General features: G+C 44.4%; 20 protein-coding genes. 4 read left to right on the top strand and 16 right to left on the bottom strand.

Annotation, left to right across the window (positions count from 1 at the left end):
- Positions 1-417 precede the first annotated feature (417 nt).
- The 6 genes from ispH to murJ form a co-directional block, all read right to left on the bottom strand.
- The gene (gene ispH / locus DFP80_RS18720) at positions 418-1,368 is read right to left on the bottom strand and encodes a 4-hydroxy-3-methylbut-2-enyl diphosphate reductase (protein WP_113918317.1); all 951 of its coding nucleotides are present in this window, start codon (positions 1,366-1,368) and stop codon (positions 418-420) included.
- A complete protein-coding gene (locus DFP80_RS18715; protein WP_113918316.1) occupies positions 1,365-1,796 on the bottom strand; it encodes an FKBP-type peptidyl-prolyl cis-trans isomerase in 432 nt (143 codons plus the stop codon). Before DFP80_RS18715 ends, ispH begins: the two co-directional genes overlap by 4 nt.
- On the bottom strand, positions 1,793-2,299 hold the full coding sequence (lspA, locus tag DFP80_RS18710; RefSeq protein WP_113918315.1) for a signal peptidase II: 507 nt from the start codon (positions 2,297-2,299) through the stop codon (positions 1,793-1,795). The genes DFP80_RS18715 and lspA overlap by 4 nt, the downstream gene beginning before the upstream one ends.
- Complete coding sequence (gene ileS / locus DFP80_RS18705; RefSeq protein ID WP_113918314.1) at positions 2,299-5,121, bottom strand: isoleucine--tRNA ligase; 2,823 nt, start codon at positions 5,119-5,121, stop codon at positions 2,299-2,301. Before ileS ends, lspA begins: the two co-directional genes overlap by 1 nt.
- A 32-nt stretch (positions 5,122-5,153) precedes the next feature.
- Positions 5,154-6,083 carry a bifunctional riboflavin kinase/FAD synthetase gene (ribF, locus tag DFP80_RS18700; protein WP_113918313.1) on the bottom strand — a complete coding sequence of 310 codons (930 nt, stop codon included), beginning with the start codon at positions 6,081-6,083 and terminating at the stop codon, positions 5,154-5,156.
- Between the two features lie 136 nt (positions 6,084-6,219).
- Positions 6,220-7,788 (bottom strand): murein biosynthesis integral membrane protein MurJ, encoded by a 1,569-nt coding sequence (murJ, locus tag DFP80_RS18695; RefSeq protein ID WP_113918312.1) that lies wholly within the window; start codon positions 7,786-7,788, stop codon positions 6,220-6,222.
- Positions 7,789-8,018: 230 nt separating this feature from the next.
- Here murJ and rpsT point away from each other — a divergent pair, with 230 nt between their 5' ends.
- A complete protein-coding gene (gene rpsT, locus DFP80_RS18690; protein WP_012071893.1) occupies positions 8,019-8,282 on the top strand; it encodes a 30S ribosomal protein S20 in 264 nt (87 codons plus the stop codon).
- A gap of 104 nt (positions 8,283-8,386) precedes the next feature.
- Here rpsT and DFP80_RS18685 read toward each other — a convergent pair whose 3' ends face one another.
- From DFP80_RS18685 to rplU, 5 genes are all read right to left on the bottom strand, one after another.
- The gene (locus DFP80_RS18685) at positions 8,387-8,749 is read right to left on the bottom strand and encodes a diacylglycerol kinase (RefSeq protein WP_113918311.1); all 363 of its coding nucleotides are present in this window, start codon (positions 8,747-8,749) and stop codon (positions 8,387-8,389) included.
- Positions 8,750-8,760: 11 nt separating this feature from the next.
- Complete coding sequence (gene proB, locus DFP80_RS18680; RefSeq protein ID WP_113918310.1) at positions 8,761-9,885, bottom strand: glutamate 5-kinase; 1,125 nt, start codon at positions 9,883-9,885, stop codon at positions 8,761-8,763.
- Between the two features lie 26 nt (positions 9,886-9,911).
- Positions 9,912-11,102, bottom strand: coding sequence for an Obg family GTPase CgtA (gene cgtA, locus DFP80_RS18675; protein WP_113918309.1), 1,191 nt, complete (start codon positions 11,100-11,102; stop codon positions 9,912-9,914).
- 108 nt (positions 11,103-11,210) lie between these two features.
- Positions 11,211-11,468, bottom strand: coding sequence for a 50S ribosomal protein L27 (gene rpmA / locus DFP80_RS18670; protein ID WP_113918308.1), 258 nt, complete (start codon positions 11,466-11,468; stop codon positions 11,211-11,213).
- A 31-nt stretch (positions 11,469-11,499) separates the two neighbouring features.
- The gene (gene rplU, locus DFP80_RS18665) at positions 11,500-11,808 is read right to left on the bottom strand and encodes a 50S ribosomal protein L21 (protein ID WP_012071898.1); all 309 of its coding nucleotides are present in this window, start codon (positions 11,806-11,808) and stop codon (positions 11,500-11,502) included.
- 282 nt (positions 11,809-12,090) lie between these two features.
- Here rplU and ispB point away from each other — a divergent pair, with 282 nt between their 5' ends.
- On the top strand, positions 12,091-13,071 hold the full coding sequence (ispB, locus tag DFP80_RS18660; RefSeq protein WP_113918307.1) for an octaprenyl diphosphate synthase: 981 nt from the start codon (positions 12,091-12,093) through the stop codon (positions 13,069-13,071).
- Between the two features lie 69 nt (positions 13,072-13,140).
- Here the strand turns inward: ispB and DFP80_RS18655 are convergent, their stop codons facing one another.
- Positions 13,141-14,040: an alpha/beta hydrolase gene (locus DFP80_RS18655; RefSeq protein ID WP_113918306.1), complete on the bottom strand. Its 900-nt coding sequence runs from the start codon at positions 14,038-14,040 to the stop codon at positions 13,141-13,143.
- Between the two features lie 301 nt (positions 14,041-14,341).
- On the opposite strand from DFP80_RS18655, the gene fabA reads away from it, so the two are divergent.
- Together fabA and fabB are read left to right on the top strand one after the other, a co-directional pair.
- Positions 14,342-14,857: a 3-hydroxyacyl-[acyl-carrier-protein] dehydratase FabA gene (gene fabA / locus DFP80_RS18650; protein ID WP_113918305.1), complete on the top strand. Its 516-nt coding sequence runs from the start codon at positions 14,342-14,344 to the stop codon at positions 14,855-14,857.
- A gap of 26 nt (positions 14,858-14,883) precedes the next feature.
- Positions 14,884-16,098 (top strand): beta-ketoacyl-ACP synthase I, encoded by a 1,215-nt coding sequence (fabB, locus tag DFP80_RS18645; RefSeq protein WP_113918304.1) that lies wholly within the window; start codon positions 14,884-14,886, stop codon positions 16,096-16,098.
- A gap of 77 nt (positions 16,099-16,175) precedes the next feature.
- Here the strand turns inward: fabB and DFP80_RS18640 are convergent, their stop codons facing one another.
- The 4 genes from DFP80_RS18640 to smrA form a co-directional block, all read right to left on the bottom strand.
- Entirely contained in the window at positions 16,176-16,928 is a 753-nt protein-coding gene (locus DFP80_RS18640) for a lysophospholipid acyltransferase family protein (protein ID WP_113918303.1), read from the bottom strand.
- A 19-nt stretch (positions 16,929-16,947) separates the two neighbouring features.
- Complete coding sequence (locus DFP80_RS18635) at positions 16,948-18,054, bottom strand: 1-acyl-sn-glycerol-3-phosphate acyltransferase (RefSeq protein WP_113918302.1); 1,107 nt, start codon at positions 18,052-18,054, stop codon at positions 16,948-16,950.
- 90 nt (positions 18,055-18,144) lie between these two features.
- Positions 18,145-21,066 carry an insulinase family protein gene (locus DFP80_RS18630; RefSeq protein WP_113918301.1) on the bottom strand — a complete coding sequence of 974 codons (2,922 nt, stop codon included), beginning with the start codon at positions 21,064-21,066 and terminating at the stop codon, positions 18,145-18,147.
- A gap of 168 nt (positions 21,067-21,234) precedes the next feature.
- Positions 21,235-21,816: a DNA endonuclease SmrA gene (gene smrA, locus DFP80_RS18625; RefSeq protein ID WP_113918300.1), complete on the bottom strand. Its 582-nt coding sequence runs from the start codon at positions 21,814-21,816 to the stop codon at positions 21,235-21,237.
- Positions 21,817-22,160 lie beyond the last annotated feature (344 nt).

The raw sequence follows: 22,160 nt of genomic DNA, 5'->3' as shown, positions 1-22,160 counted from the left end.
GCCAGCGTTCAATCTGAGCCATGATCAAACTCTTCAGTTAAAAAGTTTGCTTACTCAAAATCTATTACACTAACAATAACTTAATCAATTCATTGTCCCGAAGAACAATCAATCAACATAAAGCGAATTGACGTGTTAGACGTTTCGCAAGACTTCAATTTTTTTGATCGCCTCGAATGATCTAAACCATCCGGACAATCTTCTGAAGCCTCCAGCGAGCGCCCACACAAATTATCTGATTATCTATTTTAAAGAGCGTGCTAACTTGAATGACTAACCAAACCTTGATTTAGTTAGTTGAACTTGGTCTTCGTTGCTCTGAAGCCTTGTCCGTGTCAGCGAGGGCGTATATTAAGGATCTACAGATTTTGTGCAACCCTTTTTTTAATTAATTTTGAAGTTAATGAAAAAAAGGCATTATACCTCAACAATACGAAGTTCTTTTGGCATAGAGAAAGACACGTTCTCCTCTCTGCCTTTTATCTCTTGAGGGGCACTACCACCTTCTATAACAAGACGGTCAATTACCTCATTAACCAGCACTTCAGGCGCTGAAGCACCAGCTGTTACACCTATACTATCAATACCTTTTAGCCAATCGCACTGAATCTCGCTGGCATTATCAATCAAATAGGCTTTTGCACCCATTCTTTCAGCCAACTCTCGAAGGCGGTTTGAGTTAGAACTATTTACAGAACCAACAACAAGAACCAATTCAGACTCTTGCGCTAACGTCTTCACCGCGTCCTGGCGGTTTTGCGTTGCATAACAAATATCATCTTTCTTAGGGCCACGAATCATCGGGAAATGTTTGCGAAGCGCATCAATAACAACAGAGGTATCGTCCATAGACAGCGTTGTTTGAGTAACAAAGGCAAGGCGCTCAGGATTTTTAACCTGAAGATTTTCTACATCGGCAGGACTCTCTACTAAATAAATAGCACCACCTTGGCGATCATCGTATTGCCCCATCGTCCCTTCCACTTCGGGATGACCATCATGACCGATCAGAACACATTCCATGCCATCACGCGAATAACGCAACACTTCCAGGTGCACCTTAGTGACAAGAGGACAAGTTGCATCAAATACTTTTAGACCTCTATTTGTCGCTTCGTCTCGAACAGCTTTCGAGACACCGTGCGCACTAAAAATCACAATATTGTCATCTGGCACTTGATCAAGTTCATCAACAAAAACAGCACCACGCGACTTCAAAGATTCAACAACAAATTTATTATGCACCACTTCATGACGAACATATATTGGCGCTTCAAATAGATCTAAACAGCGATTAACAATATCTATAGCTCTATCAACGCCCGCACAAAAACCACGGGGATTGGCAAGTTGAATGGCAAAACTCATGCAGCAACCTCTATTGCAACAATGTGCACTCGAAAAGTCAGAGAGCGACCAGCAAGAGGATGGTTAAAGTCCACTACTACTTCTTTATCGCCAATTTCAGCAATCACCCCTGGCAACTCGTTTTTGCTCATATCTGCAAATGAAACCACCATCCCTTCTTCTAGATCCATAGAAAACTGAGAGCGAGGCATACGCTGGATGTTACTTTCATTGTGAGCACCAAAAGCTTTTTCTGGTGGCATAACAAAAGAGGCTTCTTGCCCTACAGACATATTTAGTAAAGCAGACTCAAAACCCGGCAACAAACTTCCATCGCCAAATACAAAGCTAGCTGGAGCCTGAGAAAAATTAGAGTCGACAATCTGGCCATCTTCAAGCGACAACTCAAAGTGAAGAGTGACTCGACTTTCCGCTGTAATTACGCTCATTCTTTTGTACCTTCTTGCTTATTCGCTACAAAACTTTCAAGCAACATTAAAATAACACCAATAGTGATAGCACTGTCAGCTAGGTTAAACGCAGGAAAATACCATGACTGCTGCCAATGAAACTGTAGAAAATCTACGACATGACCATAAACCAAGCGATCGTAAAGGTTCCCAATAGCGCCACCCAGCACAAAGGTTAATGCCAAAGCTTCCAATCGGTTGGTTTTTGCAATCTTAACAAGGCGCCAAGTAATACCAACCACTACGGCCAATGCGATCAAAGAGAAAAACCAACGCTGCCACCCACCAGCCTGCGCAAGAAAGCTAAAAGCTGCGCCAGTGTTGTACCTCAATGTCAGATCAAAAAATGGAAAAACAGCAATTTCTTGTCCATAGAACAAGTTGGACTCAACTGCTTGTTTTGTCACCCAATCTAAGACAAAAATAATAGCGGCCAGCGCCCACCAGCGCTGGACTCGTTTCCACATAATCAAAGCAGTCATCAAGCGTAAAGGCGCTGTTCACCTTCCCCATTAGGCAAGTTTGAGATACAACGATCACACAATTCAGGGTGTGCTTCTCGTTTACCTACCTCTTCACGGTGATGCCAGCAACGTACACACTTAGTATATTTACTCAATTCAACGTGAACACTCAAACTTTCAAGGTCTGTTGCAACAGCATCATCACCCGCTTGAGACAAAGGCAGAACCTTAACGCCAGAAGCAATCAAGACAAAACGTAACTCCTCGCCTAGACGATTCAATGTTTCTTGCAGAGCCTCGTCACAATACAGTGTGATCTCAGCACTTAAGCTCGCTTTCATCTTACCTTCGCTACGAGCCGCCTCTAACACCTTATTTGTCGCTACTTTTGCCTCAAGAACCTGTCTCCAGAAATCTCGGCCCATTGCCTCATCGCCGGATAGCTCTTCAAGACCTTCGTACCATGTCTCCAAGAAAACCGACGCGCTACGTTCACCAGGCAATGTTTGCCAGATCTCATCAGCAGTGAAACTTAAGATAGGAGCAACCCAACGAGAGAAAGCCTCCATTACATGATAAAGCGCCGTTTGCGCAGAACGACGCGCTAAACTGTTTTCTTGCGTTGTGTACTGGCGGTCTTTGATGACATCCAAATAGAAACCACCCAAATCTACAGAACAGAAATTCTGGATTTTCTGGTTCACTGTATGGAACTGATATTCGTTGTAAGCCGTATCCAACTCTTTCTGCAACAAAGCCGCACGATCTACAATCCAACGATCTAATGCAATCATATCTTTAGAAGACACCATATCAGTGGCAGGATTGAAACCATTTAAGTTCGCCATCATGAAGCGAGCAGTATTACGGATACGACGATAAGAATCTGCGACACGTTTAAGAATCTCATCAGAGACAGTCATTTCCGTCGTGTAATCAGTTGCCGCTACCCATAAACGAATGATATCGGCACCCAAGGTATCCATCACCTTTTGTGGCGATAAGACATTACCCAATGATTTCGACATTTTTCGACCATCGCCATCTACCGTAAAGCCATGTGTTAGCACTTGTTTGTAAGGTGGCACACCGCGAATCGCGATAGAAGTTTTCAATGATGACTGAAACCAACCACGGTGCTGGTCCGAGCCTTCTAAGTATAAATCTGCTGGAAAGCTTAGCTCTTCACGTTGATCGATAACAGAGTAATGGGTTACACCAGAGTCAAACCATACATCCAAAGTATCCGTTACCTTGCTGTACTTAGCCGCCTCATCGCCCAATAAGGTCTCAGCATCCATTTCGAACCAAGCATCGATGCCTTCTTGCTCGATACGTTTTGCCACTTCTTCAATTAAACGCGGCGTTTCTGGGTGTAACTCCTGTGTTTCTTTGTTGATAAACAAAGCAATTGGCACCCCCCAAGTACGCTGACGAGACACACACCAGTCGGGGCTGTTATTTAACATCCCTTCCATTCGATTTTGCCCCCAGCTTGGCACCCATTTCACACCTTCTACGGCATGCTTAGCAGCATCCAACAGACCTTCTTTGGTCATACTGATAAACCACTGTGGTGTCGCACGGAAAATCAATGGTGTTTTAGTACGCCAGCAATGCGGGTAACTATGGAAAATTTTCGACTCAAAAACCAAGGCATTGTTGCGATTTAGCGCCTCAAGTACCGCACCGTCCACTTTGTAAACGTGCAAGCCAGCGAATTCACCCGCCGCATCAGAGTAAACACCATTATCTTGTACTAGATTAATAGTGCCGATACCGTTTTCACGACCAACGTTAAAGTCATCTACGCCGTGATCTGGTGCCGTATGGACACAACCTGTACCCGCTTCTGTGGTGACGTGCTCACCAAGGATGACTGGAATATCACGTTCTATGAACGGATGATTCAAGATAGTGCCTTTTAATTCTGCACCAACCGTGCGGCCAACAATGGCAAAGTCTGTCACGCCGTAGCGAGTCATCAAGCCTTCAACCATGTCTTCAGCCACGATCAAGCGTTCTTTGCCCAAGCCCATATCGACTTCGACTAACGCATAGTTGAACTCAGGGTGAACAGAAACCGCTTGGCTTGCAGGAAGCGTCCAAGGCGTCGTTGTCCAAATAACAACTGAAACCTTACCCTCACCTGTCACATCAGAAAATTTAGCGAGCAAAGCTGCTTCGTCTTGAGGCGCATAACGCACATCCAAAGACAAAGAGGTTTTATCTTGGTATTCCACTTCCGCTTCCGCCAAAGCAGAACCACCAACAACACTCCAGTAAACTGGCTTAAAGCCTTTTACCAAATGACCGTTCTCAGCAATCTTGCCCAGCGCACGAACGATATTGGCTTCCGTTTGGAAATTCATGGTTAGATAAGGATTTTCCCAATCACCCATAACACCCAAACGAATGAAGTCTTTTTTCTGCTCTTCAATTTGCGTATAAGCGTATTCGCGGCATTTTGCACGGAACTCTTTATAAGAAACTTTTGTTCCGGCTTTACCAATAAGCTGCTCAACTTTGTGCTCAATTGGCAAACCATGGCAATCCCAACCAGGAATATAAGGCGCATCAAAGCCACTAACGGTTTTTGACTTAACAATAATATCTTTGAGGATCTTGTTAACCGCGTGACCAATGTGAATACTGCCATTTGCATACGGAGGGCCATCATGAAGAACAAAAGATTTACGGCCTTTACTTACATCACGTACCTTTTGGTACAGGTCCATATCCTGCCAACGCTTCAGCATTGCAGGTTCACGTTTTGCCAAATCTCCACGCATTGGGAAGTCAGTATCTGGCAAATTCAGTGTCGGTTTATAATCACTCATGGTTTATCGATTCATCCTCAAAGATCATCTTTTCACTGATTGGCAAAAAAGCGTAACGCTTCTTCTTTATCACATTGAATTTGTTTTTCCAGCGCGTCTAAGCTGGCCATTTTCCGCTCTGCCCTAATAAAATGACAGAAAGTAACCTGCACGTATTTGTCGTACAGATCATCACTAAAATCTAATAAATGTACCTCGAGTATCGGCGTTTTACCTTGAACGGTAGGTCGCACACCGATATTCGCAACACCGTTATGTGAAACACCATCCGCCATAAAGGTCACAGCATACACACCAGACAACGCAGATTTAATGCCCTTAAGATGAACATTAGCCGTTGGGAAGCCCAGTTTTCGACCAAGCTGCTGCCCATGTATCACTCGACCACTCAAGGTAACCGAATGCCCCATATTCATTTGTGCGGCCGTAATATCACCACGTTCCAGGGCATTTCTAACCAAAGTACTGCTCACCCGCTCATTCAAAGCATTCAATACCGAAGGCGTATTTTCAACATCAAAGCCGTGCAGACTGCCAAATTCTTGCAAATAATAAAAGTCACCCTGTCGATCACAACCAAAGCGAAAATCATCCCCTACCACTAAGTGATTCACTGACAAACCATTAAGCAAAATCTGCTGACAGAATGCCTGTGCGTCTAGCTGCTGAAGCTTAGGGTTGAATGGCATACAAAGAACATAATCAATCCCCTGTCCTTCTAGTAATTTCACTTTATCTCGCAGGCGCCCAATGCGCCCTGGCGCTGTCTCCGGAGTAAAAAACTCTCTCGGTTGCGGCTCAAAGATCATAATAGCGGCTGGCGAATTGTATTGCTTAGCCAGAGCCTTGACACGCGCCAAGATAGCGCCATGCCCCAAGTGAACACCGTCAAAATTCCCTATCGTCAGCACACACTCTCTATGCTTTGAACGGATATTATGAATACCGCGAATTAACTCCATAGAACCCCGTACAAAACAATTAAATCCAGCGTCGACAAAATATCATGGATTATATAGCAGTTAACCTGATGAAGGTAGGCCAGAACCTGAACAAGCCGTGCAAAACCATAATCAAAACACAAATACATCAATATACTTAATGCTTTAAAATAGAAGGACGTAAGCCTGCAGCCAAGGCAACCAAAACATATACAAGCACACCACAAACGACAATTATCAAGGTACAACCTACTCGAGAGAGGTCATCCATTTGAGTCCATTGCCACTTTTGAAGAAGAAACAAGTACAAACATCCGCCAAGCGCAACGGTAGCACTCAACAATATACGCAGCAAACGCCCCCACTGAGACGAAAATACGTGATAACGCTTTTTATACAAACCTTGCCACAACAAGAAAGCATTTAAAGCGGCAGACAGACTTGTCGCCAATGCTAACCCCACATGCCCAAGCGGCCACACCAAGATTAAATTAAAAACCATATTAGAAACCATGGCGATAATGCCTATTTTAACTGGCGTCTTAATATCCTGGCGCGCATAGTAGCCAGGGGCTAATACTTTAATTAACATCATAAACACCAAACCTAACGAGTAAGCCTGCAAACTTTGCGCTGCCATATAAACATCATGCGCCATCAACTCACCACGATAAAAAATCGTTGCAATCAAAGGCTCAGCCAACATAAACAAAGCTAGAGAAGACGGAATAGCAATCAATAATAAAATTCGTAGCGCCCAATCAAGCGTCTCGGAAAACCGCGACGCCTCACCTCCAGCAAAACTGCGCGACAGAGAAGGTAAAATAACGGTACTAATAGCGATGGCAAAAATCCCCAAAGGTAACTCGTACAAGCGATCCGACAAATATAACCACGTGATACTCCCTGTCTGCAGAAAGGAAGCCAACACAGTATCCAGAAGCAAATTAATCTGACCGACAGACACACCAAACAGCGCAGGCCCCATCAGAAGCAGAATTCGCTTCACACCCGGATGACGGAACCCCAGAGTTGGCATCGGCAGCAATCGCAGCCTCGCCAAAAATGGCACTTGAAACATTAGCTGAATCAAGCCAGCAAAAAACACACCCCAAGCAACAGCCGTTTCAGCCTGAGCCGCACTACGAGCAAAAAACACCGTTGCGACAATAAGAGAGATATTCAGAAAAATCGGCGTAATAGCCGGAACAGCATATTCACCATGCGCGTTTAAAATACCACCCGCCAATGCCGTTAATGAAATAAACAGTAAATACGGAAAAGTAATCACCAACAACTCAGACGCGAGCCGAGCCTGACCATCATCACCAGCAAAACCCGGTGCAAATATATAGACCACCCAAGGAGCGCATACCATAAAAAACACAGTAATACACAATAACACCAAAGCCAGCGACCCAGACACCGCAGAGATAAGCGCTCGGACTTCATCCTTACCCTCCCTTACTCGGTAATCACTCAAAACAGGAACAAAAGCCTGAGCAAACGCTCCCTCTGCAAATAATCGCCGAAAAAAGTTAGGAATTTTGAAAGCAACATAAAATGCATCCGCACTGCCACTTGCGCCCAACACATAAGCCAAAGCCGCATCTCTCACCAAACCGAGAATACGAGAAAGAAAAGTACAAATGGAAACCAAGACACCAGAACGCAACAAAGACAAAGACTTAGACTCTTTATCAGGAGTGGATTTTTGTTCAGACATATAAAATTACGACATAAGCAACAGATAGATCGACCAAGAATAACACCAGCTACCACCAGAGCGCAGCCAAATATATAAGCTCATTTGACTATTTTTTGTATAATAGGGTTGTGGCAACGCTAAAAACTGGTAAAATCCGCCGCGAGATTTCAAAGTTAAAACTTGACATTAATTTCATGACCCAGCACAGTGCTTGGTCATAACTTATTCCAAATTAAAGGAGCCAGACCGTGGCAAATTCCGCCGGTTCAAAAAAACGCGCGCGCCAAGCAGTAAAAAGCCGCGCTCACAATGGTAGCCTTCGTTCTATGGTTCGCACATACTTGAAAAAAGTAGACGCGGCTATCGAAGCAGGCAATCAAGCTGACGCACAAGCAGCTTACGTTCTAGCAACTTCTAAGCTAGACAAAGCCGCTGACAAAGGCCTATATCACAAAAACAAAGCAGCTCGCCATAAGAGCCGCTTGAGTGCTAAAATCAAAGCACTGGCCTAATACCTATAAAAAAACCGGCATATGCCGGTTTTTTTATGTCTTTCATTTATACCTTCAAAGTACCAGACTTTTCAGCCCAAATAACGTCATTCAAAAATACCGCATCAGCCAAACAAAACCACCAGCCAAACCACTGCCGCCAAGAACAACGCCAACATAACCGCCGCCGAACCTAAATCTTTCGCACGACCCGACAACTCATGCTGCTCACTACTAATTCGATCAACCACAGCCTCAACACTTGAATTCAACGTCTCTACAATCAACACTAAACCCACAGAAAAAATAAGCACTGCGCGCTCAAGCCCGGTATCACCGAGCCAGATAGCAAAAGGCAAAGAAATTAAAAACAACACAGACTCTTGGCGAAACGCCGCCTCGTGTTTCCATTGAGCTCGCAAGCCTTGGTAAGAATATTTCGAAGCATTCAACACACGATCCAAACCCACTTTACCCGGCTTTGCCATGACAACCTCTTTTATATAATAACCAAATCATCACGATGAATTAATTCTGGCTCGCCCTTGTAACCCAGAATATCACCAATATTTGACGAAGGCTGACCAAGCAGCTTCAACGTTTCAGCCACACTGTAATTCACCAAGCCGCGAGCAACCAAACTCCCCTGCAAATCGACACAAATAACCATATCCCCACGCGAAAAAGTCCCCTGAGCATCCTTCACGCCAACAGGCAAAAGACTGGTACCCGCCTTTCGTAGCGCCCTTACAGCACCATCATCTAGGATCAAAGCGCCGCGACTCTTCAAATGCCCAGCCAGCCACTGCTTACGCGCAGCCACTCTTCCGTGCTCCGGCTGCAACCAAGTACCTAATATTTCACCTGAAGCAACGCGAACAATCACATTATCTTCTCGACCTGAAGCAATCAAGGTATCCGCACCAGAGCGCGCAGCCAACAGTGCCGCTCGCACTTTTGTTAACATTCCACCACTACCAAGCACACCAGCACCGCCACTCGCCATAGACTCAAGACGATCGTCCGATGCTGAAATATGAGGGATTAATGTTGCATCTTTATGATCGCGCGGATTTTTATCAAATAATCCATGCTGGTCGGTAAGAATAATCAATAAATCCGCCTCAACCAGATTGGCGACTAAGGCACCCAAAGTATCATTGTCACCAAAGCGAATTTCATCAGTTACAACCGTATCATTTTCATTAACAATGGGTACAACCCCAAAGCCAAGCAGAGTTCGCAACGAAGATCGTGCGTTTAAATAGCGTCGGCGATTAGATAAATCATCATGAGTAAGAAGGATTTGTGCCGTACACAAACCATGCTTTTCAAAGTGAGCCTCATAAACCCCCACCAATTCCATTTGCCCAACTGCAGCAGCAGCTTGCAACTCATTCACTTGTGTGGGGCGAGAAGAAAAGCCAAGGCGCTTCATACCAGCAGCAATAGAACCAGAAGAGACCAATACAACTTCTTTCCCCTGCGCTCTTAACTCAGCGATTTGCGCAACCCAAAGACCGATACGGGCAACATCTAATCCCCGTCCATCGTTTGTCAATAACGCACTGCCGATCTTCACAACGACACGCTGCGCCTTAGCTATTTTTTCTCGCATTTCCATGATACTACTTATTCTCACCCATCAGATTAACTAACGTATTCCACTTCAACATCGTAATCATCGTCATCAAAATCATCGTCATCAACCAACAAGCCCGCTTTACGGCGCTTCTCACGCAATGACATAATACGGTTTCGCCCTTCTTCATCAATCAGGGTACGCATTGCCTTTTCTTTCTCCCGAGCTTCTGGGCTTTCTAGCAGCAACTCACGTTGCTCTTCAAGCGCCGTCATCAGGTCTAAACACAACACCTCTGTACCCTCACCTGATATCGCAGAAATACGGTAAGCCTTACCTTTCCAACCAAGGGCATCTACAACACTCTGGCAACGCTCTTCCAACTCATCTTCTGGCACCATATCGGTCTTATTCAAAACCAACCAACGATCACGCTCCGCTAACGCAGGACTGAACTGATGCAGCTCGTTTACAGCAATCACCGCCGCTTCCGCAGGAGTAATCTCGTCCCAAGGTGCCAAATCTACGATATGCAACAAAATACGGTTACGTACCAAGTGCTTCAAGAAACGAATACCAAGACCTGCCCCTTCAGACGCCCCTTCAATAATTCCGGGAATATCAGCAATAACAAAGCTCTGGTGCTTTTTCACCTTTACTACACCAAGGTTCGGTACCAGGGTTGTGAAAGGGTAATCAGCCACCTTTGGCTTAGCAGAGGAAACGGCGCGAATAAACGTCGACTTACCTGCATTAGGAAGACCAAGCAAACCTACATCAGCCAAGACTTTCATCTCTAACTTCAAGGTCCGCTCTTCTCCCACGGTGCCTTTCGTCGTTTGTCTTGGCGCACGGTTGGTACTGGATTTAAATCGAGTATTCCCCAAACCATGATGACCACCTTGTGCCACCTTTAGCTTTTGACCATCACGAACAAGATCACCAAGCGTTTCGCCGGTATCATCATCAATAACCGTGGTGCCAACTGGCACTTTAATCTCAAGATCTGGCCCTTTCGAGCCGGTCATATCTCGACCTTGACCACCCTCACCGCTTTCAGCGATATACTTTTTCGTGAAACGAAAATCAATCAGAGTATTTAAAGCTTCATCAGCAACCAGTATGACACTACCGCCATTACCGCCATCTCCACCATCAGGCCCGCCTTTCGCAACAAACTTCTCGCGCCAAAAACTCAAGGCTCCATTTCCGCCTTTACCCGCTCTTACGTAGATACTGGCTTCATCAACAAATTTCACAGTAACACCTCTTCGGTGGTTTATCAGAATCAACAAACTCTGATTATAGAATTCTTCCAAAAAAAAAGCCCCGCGTCGCGGAGCTTTTTTTAAGTTTTTAGCAAGCGATTAAGCAGCTACGACAGAAACTGTACGACGCTTAAACTTACCTTTCACTTCAAACTTCACTTGGCCTTCAGCAACTGCGAACAAAGTGTGATCTTTACCAATTTGAACACCAGCACCAGGATGGAACTGTGTACCACGCTGACGAACAAGAATGTTACCTGGGATCACAACTTGACCACCAAAACGTTTGACACCTAATCGTTTCGACTCGGAATCGCGACCGTTACGAGTACTACCACCCGCCTTTTTATGAGCCATGACTTACTCCTTAAATTTGAATAGTTAGCGCTTAGTTAATGCCAGTTATTTTCACTTCCGTGAACCACTGACGATGACCCATACGCTTCATAGAGTGCTTACGGCGACGGAATTTCAAAATTTTCACTTTGTCTCCGCGACCATGTGCAACAACTTCCGCTGTTACTTTAGCGCCTTCTACAACTGGTGCGCCAACTTTAACGTCGTCGCCATTGCATACAAGAAGAACGTCGTCGAATTGAATCGCGCCACCTTCTTCAACAGCTAATTTCTCAACCTTAAGGGTTTGGCCTTCTTCTACACGGTATTGCTTACCGCCAGTTTTGATCACTGCAAACATGTTCTTCTCCAATGAGATTTACCCGGCTACTGAAATTGAATTTGACCTACTTCTAGTGGCAATAAGTTCCTGACCGAATCGGACAAAAATCACTAACCATATGATAGGGAGCAAAATGTAGGTAAATCGGACGCGAGATTGTACAAAATCACACCACCCAATACAAGCAAAATGCAACGTCTTTATACATTTTTCGATTTTTGGGTTGACCCTGACACAAGCCTTACCTAGCATGAGGCACACTTGCTGATCAGCTTGGGACTATTTAGCTTCGGAAATTGCATGCAACCTATACAGATACACGATGTTGTGGCCAATGAATTTGGCCAAGTGAATGACTATATTGTGTCACAACTTAGTAGTGACATCCCTCTAATCGAGCAAATCGGCTACTACATTATTAGTAATGGCGGGAAACGATTGCGACCGCTGTTGGTTTTATTGGCGGCAAGAGCCAGCGCAGAACTAGACCAAACTAAACTAGATCAAGCCATCCAAATGGCGACCATCATAGAATTTATCCATACATCAACTTTACTGCATGATGATGTTGTAGATGAATCCGATATGCGTCGAGGAAAAAAGACAGCCAACGAGGAATGGGGAAATGCACCGAGTGTTTTGGTCGGCGATTTTCTTTATTCTCGCGCCTTTCAAATAATGGTGGATGTTGGCAGCATGCAATGCATGAGTATTTTAGCCAAAACAACTAACATTATTGCCGAAGGTGAGGTTCAGCAACTTATTAATTGCGGCGACCCGGATACAACCGAAGAAAGCTATTTAAAAGTTATCCAATACAAAACTGCAAAGCTGTTTGAAGGCGCGGCACTTTGTGGCGCCGTCATCTCCGGAGCCAGTACTGAGTATCAAACAGCTTTAAGTGATTTTGGCATGTATGTCGGAACAGCTTTCCAGCTAATTGATGACGTAATGGATTACACCAGCACCGCTGAAGAAATGGGAAAAAGTGTCGGCGACGATCTAGCTGAAGGCAAACCAACCCTACCGCTCATTTTCACCATGAAACATGGCTCTTCAGCGGCAGTAGAACGAGTAAGACAAGCAATTTTAACCGGTGGTCTTGAGCAATTAGAGACAATTATAAATGACGTACAAAGTTGCGGAGCCATTGAATACACGCAACAAAAAGCACAAGAACAAGCGGACCTCGCAATAAAAGCCATTACACCATTGCCCGAGTCAGACTATAAAGCAGCATTAATTGCGCTCGCCAACGCTTCAGTAAAGCGTCGTAATTAGCTGCATCAACAACACAATAAAAACGCCAAACATGGCAAGTCATGTTTGGCGTTTTTATTAATACTCATTCTAGTCTTTCGTTTTTTTCAACGCATCCATGACAGCTTGAGCTGCCATAGTTGAATGCTGCTGCATAAAACAATGACCGCCGTCGACTTCAATCACTTGAATGTTCGGATTCAGTTTTGCAGCCAATTGATAGGCCTCTTTGAAATAATCAAAAGTATCTTTACCTTGAATAATGTAAGTAGGCACAGATATCTTTGTAATTGCTCTCCAAAGCTTCTTGGGATAGCTAGAAAAGATCGCAGCCTCCATCCAGGGTGGGCACCCTAATTGGTAATGTCCTTTTTCATCATGCTTAATAGAGAATTCGATATAGTCTTTCAAACAAGCAGGTTCCCAACCTTTAAACGTCCCCCTTTCAAAAAAACTACTTTTCACTTGAGCAAAACTTTCCCATTGAGTACGCCGACGACGAGCCTGTCGCGCCAAAGGAATTTGGCTTTTTAAGCCCGCCAGCTTTACACCACGCATCATCCAGATTAAACGTGGAGGAAAAAGCGCAGGGTCTAACAACACCAGTCGATCAAAAAGCAATGGGGCTTGCTCGCTCATTAACGCAGTCATGCAACCACCAAAACTGTGTCCAACACCAATTAATTCATTCTCTGGCAGCACAGCTCGCTGAGAGCTCAACGACTCTCTAAAACGAGAAGCCGTATTATTCCACCCAACAAACTGCTTTCCTGCTGTTGACTCTCCATGGCCGGCTGCATCTTGCATAATTAAATTAAAGCCTTCGAGCTTTTCTAAAAAGCACAAATACGTCTTTACCGCAAAGCCATTACCATGAAGAAAGTGTATCGTTGGCCGACCGCTTCTTAATGGACTTAGGTAGCCCTGTATATGACCGCCATCTACTTGGTATTGCCAAGGAGTTAGTTTTACATTTCTTTCTGAAGACATATAAAGGCTCTCGGAACGACAAAAAAATCATGAAAACAAACACTTTAACAGAAAAAAATAACGACGCCTGCTAATTAAAATCACTTTAAAACACACCTTTCCTAGTCTTCGACCCCCAAAAACATTAACAACAACGTAAAAATGATCACTTTTCATGCAGGTAATACGGTTTTTTTCCGTTCAAACATTCATATTAAGGTTTCAAACCGATATAATCAGTTGGATTTTCTACTGCAAACTGGACCACGACAATCCGCCTGACTATTTTGAGTCATCGGCTGGATGTGGATATAGGACTATAATGACTACAGCTTCATCTTTTGAAAAAGACGAACTATTAAAATGCGGCCACGGTGAAATGTTTGGTGCAGGCAATGCCCAACTTCCTGTCGGCAATATGCTAATGATGGATCGCATTACTCACATCTCGACTGAAGGCGGGGAACACGGCAAAGGCGAAATTATTGCTGAGCTAGACATTAATCCTGACCTATGGTTTTTTGCGTGTCACTTTCCTGGAGACCCAGTTATGCCTGGCTGTCTTGGCTTGGACGCGATGTGGCAGCTAGTAGGATTTTTTCTAGGCTGGAAAGGGAATAAAGGTCGCGGTCGCGCTCTGGGTTCTGGCGAAGTAAAATTCACTGGTCAAATTCTCCCTACAGCAAAAAAAGTTACCTTTCACATCAATCTTAAACGCGTAATCGAGCGTAAGTTAGTGATGGGGATTGCAGACGGAAGTGTTAAAGTTGATGGACGTGAAATTTACACAGCAAAAGATTTGCGTGTAGGCTTATTCACTTCAACTGATAACTTCTAAAGATTAAGAATGAAAGAGGCACATTTATGCGTCGTGTAGTAGTAACAGGTCTTGGCATTGTCAGCTGCCTTGGCAATGACAAAGAGAGCGTTCTAAACTCCTTACGCGAGGGCCAATCCGGCATTCGTTTCGCCGAAGATTACAAAGAGCATGGCTTCCGTAGTCACGTTTGTGGTCGTATTGATTTAGATGCAGACGGCATTGACCGCAAAGTTCGTCGTTTCATGGGTGATGCTGCAACTTATGCTTACGTTTCTATGCAACAAGCTATTTTAGATGCCGGTTTAACAGAAGACCAAGTATCCAATATTCGCACAGGCTTGGTTGCAGGTTCTGGTGGCGCATCCGCTAAAAACCTCGTTGATTCAGCCGATACACTGCGTGAAAAAGGCGTTAAACGCGTTGGACCATATCGAGTCACTCAAACTATGGGCAGTACTGTATCTGCTTGTTTGGCTACACCGTTCAAAATCAAAGGCGTTAACTACTCAATCACTTCAGCTTGCTCTACTAGTGCTCACTGTATCGGTAATGCCATGGAGCTTATCCAACTAGGCAAGCAAGATATCGTGTTTGCTGGTGGCGGTGAAGAAGAAAGCTGGACTCAAACTTGTATGTTTGATGCCATGGGCGCCCTATCTTCAAAGTACAACGACACACCTGAAAAGGCATCACGCGCTTACGATGCAAATCGTGACGGTTTCGTTATTGCTGGCGGTGGCGGCATGCTAGTTATTGAAGAACTAGAACATGCTAAAGCTCGCGGTGCTAAAATCTACGCTGAATTAGTGGGTTACGGTGCTACGTCTGATGGTTATGACATGGTTGCTCCTTCTGGCGAAGGCGCAGTACGTTGTATGCAGATGGCAATGAGCACAATTGATGGCGACATTGATTACATTAACACTCATGGCACAAGTACTCCTGCTGGCGACATGAAAGAGCTACAAGCAGTTAATGAAACTTTCGGTGATAAAATTCCACTGATTAGTTCGACTAAATCTTTGTCTGGTCACTCTCTAGGTGCCGCAGGCGTTCATGAAGCAATCTACTGCTTGCTAATGATGGAAAATAATTTCATCACTGCATCTGCAAACGTTGACGAGCTTGATGAAGCAGCAGGCAATATCCCTGTTGTAACAACTCGCAAAGATAATGCAGACTTGAATTTGATTATGTCTAACAGCTTTGGATTTGGCGGCACTAACGCCAGCCTAGTATTCAAAAAGTACTCTGCATAGATAAGACACTAAGAAACAAAAAAGCCGCATCAATGGATGCGGCTTTTTTATGGTATTTAGTTTAGCTTTCGGCTTGGCTAATACAGAAAATCATTTCCTTTGGGAAGCTTCGCCATTTCAGCACGCATCCAAACATCCATCTCTTCATGTAATGCCGACGTTTTTTTACCTTCAGACTCGATAATGGGTCCAATAACCACACGAATAGAGCCCGGATATTTACGCCATTTTTTACCTGGCCAAGTATAACCTGCGTTATGCACTACCGGTAGAATTGGAACACCCGCCGACGTTGCTAACATTGCAGCCCCTTTATTGAAGGCTTGCTCTTCATTAGGCGCGATTCGTGTGCCTTCAGGAAAAATCAGCACTGAGCGGCCATCGTCTAAACGCTCTTTACCCTGACTGATAATTTGCTTCAGAGCGTTAGTCCGCTGAGAGCGGTCAATGGCAATAGGCTGTACCATACGTAATCCCCAGCCAAAGAAAGGCACTGACAGCAGTTCTTTCTTCAATACCGTTGAAACCGGTGCCATCAACACCTGCAGCACATAAGTTTCCCACTCGCTTTGGTGATTTGCCACCAGCACAACAGGGCGATTTTTATTAATGTGCTCTAACCCAATGATTTCAACTTTCACGCCACAAAAAATACGAAAGACAAATAATAACCCCTTGTTATGCAGGTTCAATACTGGCTGTCGATAATTTTTTGGCAACAAAAGCGTTGCAAAAGGCGCAAGAATACCAAATATAATGGTTGATACCGTATAGTAAATGGCGAATATTATTGAGCCAACCCAAGACCTTAATGATGCCCATGTGCTCATTGACAGCTTACTCCCATGACTATTTATTCAGATATTTTTGCTGTTGTTTCAATGGATTTGCATACATTGCCAACACAGTTTCTTTTAAACTCTCAGGACAACGCTCAAGATAGCTTGTGAATGCACTATCCGTTGAAGGTAAGCCCTGCTGTAAAGCCAGCGCAACTTCATTGGTAGACTGAATCGCATAGTTAGAAATGATCTGACGATCCACTTCGGCAACAAACTCTTCAGGTGTTTCAAAGCCGTCTTTTATAACATCACCAAAAGTGACGACAACTTTACCTTTTTGGCCGACAATGCCATTTTTGATACTATCTATGTCTTCAAATTCGGCCTTTTCATAATTACCTGTTGTCGATTTTTGATGCAATTCACGCGCCTTATCAAAAGCACATGGATCATATTCATAAGCAATGGAGACAGGTACAACTTTCAAGTTTGCCATGGCTTCAGAGAAAGGTTTTTTTTCTTTCTTCTGACTCATAAAAAACATCTTTATAATCGCAGGATCTGTCTGATCCAAACCATCTTTCGCACGCCCCTCTTTTTGAGCGATCCAAATATTAGCTTGGTCTTTTGTTAATGATTCCGTGATATACGCAGAAAGCTGCCCAAAAGCCGCCATCATTTCTCGAATACCATTCGCTGAGCGCTTCACAATAAAACTCTTATTAAGGCGCATGAGATCCGATACAAAAGGGCGACGCAGTAAGTTATCTCCTATTGCAATACGAACAGTATCAAAACCCGCTAGATACAAACCGTAGTTGACAAAAGCCGGGTCCATGGCGATATCCCTGTGATTAGACAAGAATAAATAACCAACACCTTTCTCTAGCTTTTCAATACCTCGGTATTCAACATTCGTTGTCGTGGTTTTTATCATGCGCTCCATGTAGCTAGCGACACGCATTTGGAATTCATGAACATTCGAAATATTACCAATTTGACGCTTTAGCGCCAGCTTGACACAAAAAGCCAATGGCGCTTTTAAAAACTTAGGCCATTGAGCAAAACGAAAACCAATAATTGTATTAATAAAATCTGGCATTTCGACCAAATTATTCAACACCTCGGCGACCTCATCGTCGTTGTAAGGGCGTATATCGTGAAACTGATCCATTTAATTTTCCGTCAGTAAGACTGTTTTGTTATTAAATGAGCCCCTTGCACGATGACGCATTCGTCATTTCCTACAAAGGTCTCAATATTTTTACAGGGTCTGAATATCAAACCCAAGCGTTTCTAGCTCTGCGCGCTTGGATGTGGACGTAACCACAGCGACATTTTCATTTTCTTTCGTTAAATAAGTCTTAGTGACTTCTTTCAACTGCTCAAGAGTCACCGACAAAATCTTCGCGCGGAAAGCTTCTCTATAGGCCAAACTACGACCATGCAGATGCACATAGAAATCACTTTGCGCTTCTCCAGCTGGTGAACTTGGTTTATCCATCGAACCAATCACCCCTAAAATCGCTTCTTCAAGTGCATCTTCAGAGTGGGTTTCATTCAACATCCACTCAATCGACGCATCAAAGTCCGACAGGGTTTCTGTCAAACGAGGATCACGATAAGAATAGAAGCGGAACGAGCCAGTACTGCCATCAAATGTCGCGCCACCACCGTAAGCTCCACCCTGCTCACGAATCACACGATGCAAGAAGCCATTACGCAGAAAGCCGCCCAATACAGTCAATGCTGCAACATCGGGATGCTCGCCAAATGCCGTACGAAAGGCCTTGCCACAGAAATTCACCTGAGTCGATGTCAACCAAGCAACATTTACTTGAGAGTCAACAGGCGCTATCGAGAACTTAGTCTGCGCTGTACCAACAGGTAAATTAGCAAAAACAGATTGAACCTCACGCAATACATTTTCTTCATGTTGAGGCTCAGCCACTAATAGAAGCTGCTTGTTCGCTTGCAATAATTTTTCATGTAAACGTTTAAAAATAGCTAAAACATTTTCCGCCGTTTTACTATCGGCTTTCATCGCATCATCCAGCGCAATCGCAGCACGAATGCCTGACATGCCACTCCATTTTTCTTGCTGCGCAGCCAAACCAGAAATCGCACTAGAAGCCGCCGCCATCGCTAATGAGTGGCCTTGGCCGGTAATCGATTGTTCGCGACGAGCACGACGTTGGGCCACCAGCTCTTTCACTCGGCTCGCTTCGTCGAAGCGCACATTCAGCATAGTATCTTTCACTAATTCGCTCATGCCTTTAACATTTGGCACCAGGGCTTTAGATGACAATATGAAGTAGCCATTTAGCTCTTGTCGGTCTTCCACTGTTGCACGAATAGAGTTAGAAGCACCTAAGCCACCACAAACTTGAGCTTGGCGTTCCTGAACAGCCAGGTAACCCTCTTCGCCAATGCCTAGCTCCGTCATCATTGAAGAGAACAAAGGCAAATATTCCGTCTCTTCTTCATCCAGCTCAGGTAAATCGATCACCAACTGCTGGTAAACCAAACCATTTGTACCTTGTGGGTAAAAGGTAACCGGCAAATCACCTGCTACTTTTTCATTTTCGTATTCAGGCAAACGCGCAGGTACATCTTCTAAGCCTACTTTCGGCAGAATACTCATGTCGTCAACTTGTGATTGGCGCGCTTTCAATGCTGCACTGCGAGCAATAATTTGCTGCTTATCGCTATCGGACAACGCTGCTTTGATCTGACTTAAGCGGTCTTTTTCTGCCTGATTTCGACGCGCTTCAAGGGCATCATCAGGGCTTAGAGTTAGCGTTACTCGATGCGCATTCGCTAGCAGCAAATTTTTGATCAAATTCGGAATATATTGTTGATCCTGAACTTTCTCGCGCATCGCATTAATAACAGGATCAAGATCAAGCTGAGCAATGACATCGCCCGCATGAACTGCCGTCGACAAGCCAGCTAAAATCAGTTGTAAACCATAAGGATAGCTACCACCACCAACTTCACGTTGACTCAACTCTAATTGATGTAACATGGCGTCAACCATGTCTTGTGGTACGCCCTTTTCGACAATGTCTTCAAGCGTAGACAAAACCAAGGCTTCAACTTTAGGCGCATCTTCTCGTTTCACGCCTTCCAAACCACACATGAAACTCATTTCTTTATTACTGTCTTCAAGGCCACACAGTGGTGATGGCGCACGACCAAGGTCGCTATTCTCTAATACTCGCAGTAAAGGCGAGGCGCTGTTATCAAGTAAAACACTAGAAAGCAGCTGCGCTTCGAACTGTTGATTTAAGTCGGTGCTTTCACCCAGCAACCAACCGACAACAACATGACTGCCGTCTTCTTTTACTTCATCAGCAGCATAGCCTTCTTCAACGCGTACCGGAGAGAAGTAACGCTTCGCATTCGGCACACTAACTTGTTCTTCCAATCGCTCAAAACGACTTAGCACTTTGTCTTCAAACTCGGCCTGTAGTGTTTCCGCTGGAATATCACCAAACGTCATGAAGACCGCATTAGAAGGATGGTAATGAGTGCGATAAAACGCTAAGAGATCTTGGTAAGACAAATCAGGGATATCCGCTGGCTCACCACCAGAGTTGAAATGATAGGTATTGTTTGGGAACAAATACTTGGTAAGCGTTTGCCACAATACCGATGTGGTTGAGCTCATCGCGCCTTTCATTTCATTGAAAACAACGCCTTTGAACGTCAATTCTGACTCAGCATTATCTGGCTCGGCAAACTCTAAGCGATGACCTTCTTGGGAAAAATCCAACTCATCTAAACGAGAAAAGAACACCGCATCCAAATACACACCTAAAAGGTTATGGAAATCTTTCTTGTTCTTACTGGCAAATGGGTAAGCCGTCCAATCAGAGGAGGTAAACGCGTTCATAAAAGTATTCAACGAACGGCGAATCATCATAAAGAAAGGGTCACGCACAGGAAAACGCTCCGAACCACACAATACCGTGTGTTCAAGAATATGCGCGACGCCACAAGAGTCCGTTGGGACCGTTTTTAAACCAACTAGGAAGACATTTTCGTCATTCTCAGACGCGATATGAAAATGCTTAGCGCCCGTAACTGTGTGCTCAAACTCTTGAACAGTAACATTCAGAGCATCAATAAACTCACTGCGAAGAAACGTAAACGCAGGATGGTGTGCGGTGCTATTTGCCATTCTCTACCTCGATAAAATTAGAATACGATAATTACAATGTTTTGGGGCAGCTTGGCGACATTCAAGACAACATAAGTCCAAGACAGCAAAGTGGCGGGATTATAGCAAAAACATGGCTTTTACTGCACGAAATAACGTGAATACTCTCATTTAAGACGTCACAACTTATTAACGCTTCTGATGCTTTTCCCAATCATCCAAGCGTGCTTTTTCCGTCTTTTTCAACAATACATACACCGCACCCAAGCCGCCATGGTAGCGTTGCGCACTGTGGAAGGCCATGACGTTGTCTAAGTCCCGTAGCCATTTATTAATGTAGCTCTTAATCATAGCTTGGCTATCAGGATCTGGGGTTCTATCCCCTTTACCGTGAACAATAATAGCCACGCGAATATCATTGCGCATGCAATCTTCAACGAACTGATACACCAGCTCTCGAGCTTGGGCCACCGTTCTTTGATGCAGATCTAAGCGCGATTCAATGCCATATTTGCCTTGGCGTAAACGCTTAAATACGCCATCTTGCACCCCTGGTCGCTTGTATTCCAAGACATCATTTGGCTCGACTTTCTCAACGTAATCATGGGAAAGATGATTATTATCCGCTTCCTTCGCCATGATGGCTGCGCGCTTACGAGCTTGAAAGTCGACTGGTTCGCCTTTCTTGCCAAGGTACACTTCGCTTTTTTCTAAAGGCTGAATGCCCGCAACCTCTTGGGCAAATAAAGACGCTTCATCGTCATCGTTCATTGTTTCAAGCTCTGCATCTAGTTTGTACTGGCTAATCCCTATGGATTAGCGATCAAAAAAACGCCTAGTATACCGATAAATTGAAGCCAGATATCACCTTCTTACAAACAAAATCATAGACGGAGTTAAGCACAGACATTGGTAAAAGCAGAAATCTGGCAGTTTTTAGCACTAAAAAGCCAGCAGCCTTACTGACATTGAATTTGCGTTTTTCTCTGCTCCTATTCAAACAGCGAAAATAGCGTCGATGTAGTGGTCGCTATGCTGTTGCTGGCGCTATTGGCGGAGCCTTCGTCGAGCTGGACGTCAAAACCTTGTATTTGAAAAACTTAAGCCTATTTGGC

The organism is Marinomonas rhizomae (genome assembly GCF_003315485.1).
Lineage (GTDB): Bacteria > Pseudomonadota > Gammaproteobacteria > Pseudomonadales > Marinomonadaceae > Marinomonas > Marinomonas rhizomae.
This window is presented reverse-complemented; position numbering and strand designations above follow the sequence as displayed.